General features: G+C 69.0%; 6 protein-coding genes and 1 tRNA gene. 2 read left to right on the forward strand and 5 right to left on the reverse strand.

From position 1 onward, the window contains the following. From F4X11_22395 to F4X11_22410, 4 genes are all read right to left on the reverse strand, one after another. Positions 1 to 422: phosphoribosyl-AMP cyclohydrolase (locus F4X11_22395; protein ID MYN67744.1), on the reverse strand; the 422-nt coding region annotated here is incomplete at its 3' end. A 195-nt stretch (positions 423 to 617) separates the two neighbouring features. After that, positions 618 to 2,399 carry a PQQ-binding-like beta-propeller repeat protein gene (locus F4X11_22400; GenBank protein MYN67745.1) on the reverse strand — a complete coding sequence of 594 codons (1,782 nt, stop codon included), beginning with the start codon at positions 2,397 to 2,399 and terminating at the stop codon, positions 618 to 620. 179 nt (positions 2,400 to 2,578) lie between these two features. Continuing rightward, entirely contained in the window at positions 2,579 to 4,660 is a 2,082-nt protein-coding gene (locus F4X11_22405) for a pyrroloquinoline quinone-dependent dehydrogenase (protein MYN67746.1), read from the reverse strand. An 86-nt stretch (positions 4,661 to 4,746) separates the two neighbouring features. Then, entirely contained in the window at positions 4,747 to 5,355 is a 609-nt protein-coding gene (locus F4X11_22410; GenBank protein ID MYN67747.1) for a damage-inducible protein DinB, read from the reverse strand. Positions 5,356 to 5,638: 283 nt separating this feature from the next. Between F4X11_22410 and F4X11_22415 the strand changes: the two genes are divergently transcribed. Next, positions 5,639 to 5,732: transfer RNA gene (locus tag F4X11_22415), tRNA-Ser, on the forward strand. A gap of 334 nt (positions 5,733 to 6,066) precedes the next feature. Here the strand turns inward: F4X11_22415 and F4X11_22420 are convergent. Further along, positions 6,067 to 6,624, reverse strand: a complete 558-nt coding sequence (locus F4X11_22420) for a hypothetical protein (protein MYN67748.1) — start codon at positions 6,622 to 6,624, stop codon at positions 6,067 to 6,069. A 189-nt stretch (positions 6,625 to 6,813) separates the two neighbouring features. Between F4X11_22420 and F4X11_22425 the strand changes: the two genes are divergently transcribed. Then, positions 6,814 to 8,100, forward strand: a complete 1,287-nt coding sequence (locus F4X11_22425; GenBank protein ID MYN67749.1) for a PQQ-binding-like beta-propeller repeat protein — start codon at positions 6,814 to 6,816, stop codon at positions 8,098 to 8,100. Positions 8,101 to 8,113 lie beyond the last annotated feature (13 nt).

Raw genomic sequence — 8,113 nt, forward strand, 5'->3', positions numbered from 1 at the left:
AAGTAGTAGTTGCCCATGGCCATTGCGGAGGCGTCGTTGGTGTAGATGCCGTTGCTCTCCCACCGAACATTGGTCCAGCCCGAGATTGCGAACCCCTTGTCCTCCGTTCCGTCTTGCCCAATGAAATAGCTCAGAGCTTCGTCATGCGTTTCACGGAACTGATCGTCCGCTGCCATGGTCGGCTTGAACATGACGCTGGTCTCGCCATATGCATAGAGGTCATTGATGTGTTCCGTCGCACGGGCGGTGTAGTCGCCGCCATCGGCATGGACTTTGGCGATCGCGACGATACCCTCGCCCCAAGTTTCCTGTGCATCGACGACAGCCTGTTCGGAGATCGGTTGCGCTGCAGCTGACGTCGCAATGGCGGCAAGGGCGAGGCCGCAGGCCGCGGTCAGAACAGGATGTAGTTGATTCTTCATGATGGGTGGGTCCTCTCTTTCGTGCAATCGACGAGATCGTGAGCTCGGGGCCAATCCGGCGCGTGGCAGGGTAAACGGAGAGCGTTTGCCTTGTCAACAGCGTGGCGCGACACGAAGAATCCCTGGCTGGCCCGGATGCCGGCTCGCAAGCCGCGCATGCTGGTCGCGGTGGCGCCGGCCAACCGGATGGCGCCTTCACGGCAAACCGAAAACGAACAGGTTGTTGCCGCTGCTCGGCCGCAGCTCCGGCGTCAGGTCCAGGAAGCGGCCGGTGCCGACGCTGATCGCCACGTACTGCCGGCCGTCGACCGCGAAGGTGACCGGGAAGCCGGAGACCGGCGAGCCGAGGTTGATCTCCCAGAGGATCTCCCCCGTCGTGTCGTCGAAGGCGCGGAAGCGGCCGTTGACGTCGCCGCCGAATACCAATCCGCCCCCGGTCGCGGCGAGCGCCATGGTGGCGGCCCGCTGCTGGTAGTTCCAGATGGTCTCGCCCGTCTCGGCCGAGATCGCGTGCACGCTGCCCACGTCGTCGTAGCCGGGAGCCAGCTCCGACCGCCACGCGATGGCGTAGAGCCGGTTGGTCCGGTTGTCGGGGTCTTCGGCCATCATCCGCGCGCAGACGTTGCGCAACGGCATGTACATCGTGTTGGTCCGCGGCGAGTAGGCGCCCGCCTCCCAGTCCTTGCCGCCGCTGGCGTGCGGGCAGGCCAGCACCTGCTGGCCGCTGGCGGTGAAGATGAGCTCGGCATTCTCGGTCACCTGGCCGGTGGCGCCGTCGATGCCGCTGACCACGTTCTGGGTAATGGTGGGGGTGGCCCACAGGAACTCCCCGGTCTCGCGGTCGAGCGTGTAGACGATGCCCGTCTTGCCGGGAATGCCGGTCAGCACGCGCCGCTCCTCGCCCGGCTCGATGCGCGGGTTGATCCAGCTCACCGCCGCCGCGTTCGGCCGCACCGCCGTGTCGACCAGCAGCCGCTCGAAGGGATGGTCCAGGTCCCAGTGGTCGTTCATGTGCTGGTAGTGCCAGACGATCTCGCCGGTGTCCCCGTGCAGGGCCAGCGTCGAGTTGTGGTAGAGGTGCGTCAGGTCCGCGCCCCCCAGCATGAACTTCGGCGCCGGAGAGGTGACCGACGTGCCGACGTAGACCAGGTTCAGCTCCGGGTCGACGCTCGGCACCATCCACGAGCCGACGTGGCCGCGCTCCTCGAACGGGACGTCGCCCCAGGTCTCGTCGCCCGGTTCCCCCGGCCCCGGGATCAGCCGCGTCCGCCACAGCTCCTCGCCGGTTGCCGCGTCGTGCGCGGTGATGACGCAGGCGTGCGGTCCGCCGCGCGGGTCGCAGCTCCGGCCGGAGTACACCTTGCCGTTGGCGACGATCGGGCCCGAGGTCTGGTTGGCCGGGTTCACCGTGTAGTCGAGGATCTGGGTGTCCCACACCACCTCGCCCGTCTCGGCGTGCAGGGCGACGAGGTGGTCGTCCATGCTGGTATGGAAGATCAGCTCGCCGTGGATGGCGATGTTGCGGTTGGTGTCGATCAGGCTGCCGATCATGTAGTCGCCCAGATCGTCCGGCCGGTCGCGGCGGTACTCCCAGATCAGGTCGCCGGTCACCGCGTCGATGGCCTGGATGGTGTCCTGCGGGTTGGGCATGAACATCACGCCGCCGCGGACCAGCGGCGTCCCCTGCTGGCGGCCCTGACTGGCCAGGGCGCGGCTCCAGACCAGCCGGAGGCTGCCGACGTTGTCGCGGTCGATCTGATCGAGCGGGCTGTAGCCCCAGCCGTTGAGCGTGCGGCGCCACATCAGCCACTCGTCGGGGCTCGGGTCCAGCAGCTCCGCGTCGGTGACGGGCCGGATGCGGTCCGGCTCCTGCGCGAAGACGGCGGGCACGCACACACCCGCAAGGACGACGGCAACCAGGCCGCACGTGACGAGCACCGGGCGATACGGGAACGACGGCCAGCCGGATGCGAGCATGACCCCTCCTCGGTGTTGGCGATTGCAGCCGATTATGTCACCGGCGGCACGGCGGCCGGCGCTCGCGCCCGACAATTGTCGCCTTCGGCTCCGCTTGCCGCCCAACCGGGCCTGACTGGAAGTCTGCGCCTTTCTGCGGCGCAGACTTCCAGCCCCCGGCGGTCCTGCCCGCCCGGCCCTCACCGTTCCGGATCGCCGGCCGGCAGCGCCAGGGCGATCAGCTCCGGCACGCGTCCGCCGCCGACGGTCAGCGCGATGTACTGCCGCCCGCCCGACAGGTAGGTCATCGGCGTGCCGATGGCGCCGCCCGGCAGGTCGACGGACGCGATCTCCTCGCCCGTCGCCTTGTCGAAGGCGACCAGGCGCGGGCCGTCGTCGGTGCCGCCCGCAGTCAGCGCGTGGATCAGCAGCGTCTTCGTCAGCACCGGACCGATGCGTCCGCTGTCGCCGCCCAGCGGCGGCAGGTCGAGGTCGCGCAGCAACGGGAGGTTGCGGATGCGGTTGCCGTCGCCCAGCGGCCGCATCCACCGGTGCTCGCCCGTGTTCATGTCGATGGCCGTCATCCGCGAGTAGGGCGGCTTGAACAGGGGCAACCCCTGCGGCATCTGCGGGCGGTGGGCCTGCGCGCCGCGCGCCTCGAGTACCGCCAGCGAGGCGTCCTCGCCCGGCGCCGGCGTGCGGAAGTGCTTGACCGTGTAGCGGTTGCCCGACGGCACGTAGAGCATGCCGGTCTCGGGATCGACGGCGGCGCCGCCCCAGCTTCCCGCGCTGAACCCGGGCCGCACGACGGTGCCCCGCAGGCTGTGCGGGGTATACAGGGGGCCGATGCGGTACGGCGCGACCGCGTCGATCGCCATCTGCCGTATCTCCGGCGTGAAATCGACGAGATCGTCTATTGCCACGCCCTGGTAGTCGAACGGCGCCGGCCGGGTCGGAAACGGCTGGGTCGGCCACACCACCTCGCCCTCGATGTCGGTGTCGGTCGGCACCGGGCGCTCCTCGATCGGCCAGACCGGCTCGCCCGTCGCCCGGTCGAAGACGAACGTGAAGCCCTGCTTGGTGATCTGCGCCACCGCCTCGATTCGCCGGCCGTCGACCGTGATGTCGATCAGGTTCGGGGCGGCGGGCAGGTCGTAGTCCCACAGGCCGTGGTGGACGACCTGGAAGTGCCACACCCGCTCGCCGGTCTCCAGGTCGAGGGCGACGAGGCTCTCGGCGAACAGGTTGGCGCCGGGCCGGTGTCCGCCGTAGTAGTCGGGGGCGGCGGTGTTCAGCGGCAGGTAGATGAAGCCGAGCTCGGGATCGATGCTCATCATCGTCCAGACGCCCACCTTGCCGGTCTCGCGCCACGAATCGCCGCCCCAGGTCTCGTTGCCGAACTCGTCGCCCTGCGGGATCGTGTGGAACGTCCAGCGCGTCCGGCCGCTCCGCACGTCGAAGCCGCGCATCCACCCGGGTGGCATCTCCCGGCGGATGTTGTAGCTGGAGATCGACATCGGCGTCACCACCGTGTTGCCGAACACGATGGGCGGAGACTGGACGGAGTAGAGCAGCGCGTTCAGCCAGTCGCGTTCGCCGCGCGCGGCGCGCGGGATGCCCTCCATCAGGTCCAGCCGGCCGCCGTCCCCGAAGTCGGCGCACGGCCGCCCGGTCTTCGCGTCGACGCAGACCAGATACCCGTTGCCGGTGCCGAAGAAGATCCGCTCGTCGCGCCGGTCCGGGCCGTCCGACCAGTACGCCACGCCGCGCTGGTTCCAGCGGGCGGACATCGTCGTGGTGCCTTCCTCGTAGCTCTTGGGGTTGTAGACCCACAGCGTCTCGCCCGTCCGCGCGTCGATGGCGGCCGCGGCCGACGTCGGCATGTTGATGAACAGCCGGTCGCCGACCATCAGCGGGGTGGCCTTGAAGTTCGTGATGGTGGGCGGCTGGCCGTCCCGCCACCGCTCCGGATCGCGGCGGTTCAGCTCGGCGAAGATCAACCGCGAGTCGGCGCGCCACTCCGAGCCGTCCGGCATGGTCAGGCTCAGCACGGCGTCCGCGGACAGCCAGCGCCACGCGATCTCCAGATCGCCGAAGTTGTCGCGGTCGATCTGATCCAGGGGCGAGTACTTCGTGCTGCCGAGATCGCCCCCGTAGGTCGGCCACTCGCCGTTGGCGGGCGCCCCGTACTGCGCCGCGGCGGGACCGGCCGCCAACAGCGCGACCACCAGATGAATCGCCAGCCGGCCGACGCCGGGCGCGGGCTTGGACGTTCGCTGCATGGGTCCTCCGGCCGGGCGCGCGTCGCGGCGCGTGCAGCGCCCGTCACGCCGGGCTGCCAGGTAGGATACCAGCGGCGGACGGGACCTCAGTTCCCGGGCCGCTCGGTAGGCGGCCGTTCTCCCGGACCGGGGAGCATCGCCTTGCGTCCGCCCGCCCGCTCGCCCGCCAGCAGTCCATCGAGATCCGGGTAGGCGTAGACCACCGGTGCGTCGTTCTTCATCAACCCACCGGTATCGGCGGTCGGCCCGTAGTTGCTGTGCAGGTCGCGGTTGAGCATCCGCAGCATGGCCATCTGCTGGCCGCGATGGTGAGACGTGTGCGCGATGCGTCGGACGACGACCCATGCCCGCGACCGGGTCGAATCGAAGAAGCGCGTCTCGCCCTCCCACCAGGATTCCGGCCGCGATCGCAGCGCGGCCAGCCGCTCGGCAGAGCTCGCGGCATAGCGTTCGATGAAATCGAGCCTGCGCTCGACCTCCGGCAGCGCGGCCACGCTGGCTTCGATGCCCAGCATCGTCCGAAACCACAGGTCCTCGCTGACGCACTGGTGCACCATCTGCTCGTGCACGCTACGGCCACGCGTGTCCGTGGCATGCGGACGAACCGGGAGGTCCTCGTCGCGGAACATGCTCCAGACGCCGAGCACCTTCAGGCGCTCGGTTTCGTACGTCTCCACGAGGAATCCGTATCGCATGGGGTCATCGCCCTCCGCGCCACCGCGGGCGCGCTCACCACCGGTTGCGAAGCCGTGCCGCGTCGTCGTACCGGGGAACGCCGGGCGCGACACGCACGGCGCGGGTGCCCGGTCCGCACCGGAGTCGCCGACGACGACACGCTCACGCTACGCGAGCTTTCGCCTTTCGGCAAGGCCGCGGTACGGGCCCCCTGATGCTGGTCCGCTTTGCGGGCGCCAGGAAGTGCGGTATCGTAGACGGTGCGGATGGCTCCGGAGCGTTCCGGGACCCGCTCCCCCGTGCGGTGAGGTGGCCGAGAGGCTGAAGGCGGCGGTTTGCTAAACCGTTGAAGGGGCATTAACCTCTTCCCAGGGTTCGAATCCCTGCCTCACCGCCACCCATCTCCAGCAAAGCACTGAATCTGAAGTGTTTGCTCCCATAGCCTGGGAGCCCCCCTCATTTTTCCCATCTTTCCGGCGCGGATTCTGCCGGACACCTGGAGACACGGGCGGACATACCCTGCCTCGTCGGAATTGTCACGGCCACGCGCGGGTGTTCATGGAATCCCGTGGCAACAAGGCCGTCGTCCGAGGTCAGTGGCTTTCGCACCGAACCCCACGGATTTACCCACGGCCTCGCGAATCACCCGGCCGGAGCGAGCGGGCGGTCCGCTCCCGGCCGATCTCGACCCCAGCGTCGCCAGCGGCGTCGCGCTGGTGGACCCGAGCGCCTCAGAACCCCCACGTCAACAGAACAGTCGGGTGAATGTGAAGCGGGATGACCACTGAGGCGCCGAACCGGATGCCGAGCCGCTCTGTGAGGGCTCTCGACGCCAGCGCCTCCAGGCCCAGGAAGTGGGGGCCGAAATCGAAGCGACCGTCCTGGATGTACCCCCACAGCCCACCGCCGATCCCTACATGCAGACCGCTCCGCCCCGAGCCGACGGCCCTGTAGCGCACGAGCATCTGGAAGTAGCTTGGGCGCCGGCGCTCGATGTCCCTCGTCGTGCCGCGGAGTACGCCCCCGAGGCCGATGAGTCCGCGGGCGGCGAGACCCCAGCGGTCACTGACCCAGCGGGTGGCCCGAACGTCGACGGTAGGAGTGGAGGGGACCGTGAACCAGTCGCCGCCCAGATCCAGCGCGGCGTGGTAGCCGCCGCCGATTTCGAGCTCGGCGCCGGGCTGAGCCATCGCGGGGCGCCCCGCAAGGAAGACGAGAAGCCCCGCGCACAGCACGACGTGCACTCGGCGTCGGTCCGCGACCGGGCGACGGCGGTACGTGTCGAGCATCTCCTCTCGATTCTGTGCATCCGCACATGGGGGGTCACCCCATCGACGGAATTCATGGAAAACCCCTTCCCCGGTCGGCGCCATCCATCTGGCTCTCGTCATGAGAATCCTCCTCTGCCTGAAGAGTGCGCGACCGCGGCGGGAATCGGTTCAACCCCTCGCAGGGCATGGGGACGTCGACGATGAAACATGCAGAGCACCCAACGCTGGAGTGTCCTGGCCGTCGACGGTGACGGCAACGTTACCGTCCGCTTGACCACGGAGGGGGCGCGCATGCACGTCGGCGGACCGGTGGAGACGATGAGCACCGGCCCGGTGGAGAATGAAAGCGCCGGATCGCCTCTTGATGCAATGCAGGCGCTGGACGGAACGAGCTATACGGTCGTCCTCGATACGCGGGGGGCGCTCGTGCGCATGGCCGGTCTGGAGGAGATGCGCGATCCCGGATCCGTCGGCTCACGCCATGCTCGACCAGATGTTGTGCTCGCGCGCGAGCGCTTCGACCCGTCGTTCGCAGTTGCCGACAATCGTCGCAGCGGCGCGCAGGATCCGCGCCGTCTGTTCGTCGCTGAGGTCCTTGAACTCGGGGTTCTCGAACTCCTCGTACGGGGTCGGCGTTCGTCCCTTTTGCGGCTCCACGTCGTCAAGCTGAGCCAAGCTAGAGATCACTGGGATCTCGATCACCCGTTCGAGCGCCTGTTGCTCGACACCGCCGTCGCGCCGGATCCGGCAACCGTGCCCTGGATCAATCCGCGGCTGCGGTACGGCGAGGTCCGCAAGGTCGTGACCGGGATTCCCGGCAAGACCGGTATCGTCTACACCCTCGACCGCGAGACCGGCGAGTTCCTGTGGGCGACGCCGACGGTCACGCAGAACGTGATCAGCGGCATCGACGGCGCCACCGGCGCGGTCACCGAGAACCCGGAGGTCGTCTTCACGGGCGACGGGCAGACGGTGCTGGCCTGCCCGACCCTGGTGGGCGGCAAGGACTGGGAGGCGGGGGCCTACAGCCCACAGACGGGGCTGATGTACTTCCCGCTGCGCAACGCCTGTGCGCGGATGATGGCCACGGCCGGCAGCGACAGCGTCGCCACGTCGCTCTATGCGCTCGCCGTGCGGAGCGAGCTTGCGCCCGGCACCGAGCAGCTCGGCACCGTCCAGGCGATCTCCCCGGAGACCGGCGAGCTCGCCTGGAAGTACGAGCAGCGGGCCGCCACCACCTCGCTCGTGGCGACCGGCGGCGGACTCGTGTTCGGCGGCGACCTCAACGGCCGGTTCCGCGCCCTGGACGCGGAGACCGGGGACGTGCTGTGGGAGGTGAACCTGGGCTCGCCGATCACCGGGTTTCCGATCGCGTTCGCCGTCGACGGCCGGCAGTACGTCGCGGTCAGCACGGGCAGCTCGCGCACCCTGGTGTACTTCGCGCCCCTGACGCCTGGTAGCGGCAAGATGAAAAGGGACCCCGCGGCAATCTGAAAAGGGACCCCCT

The sequence above is a fragment of the Acidobacteriota bacterium genome, from assembly GCA_009861545.1.
Classification (GTDB): domain Bacteria; phylum Acidobacteriota; class Vicinamibacteria; order Vicinamibacterales; family UBA8438; genus WTFV01.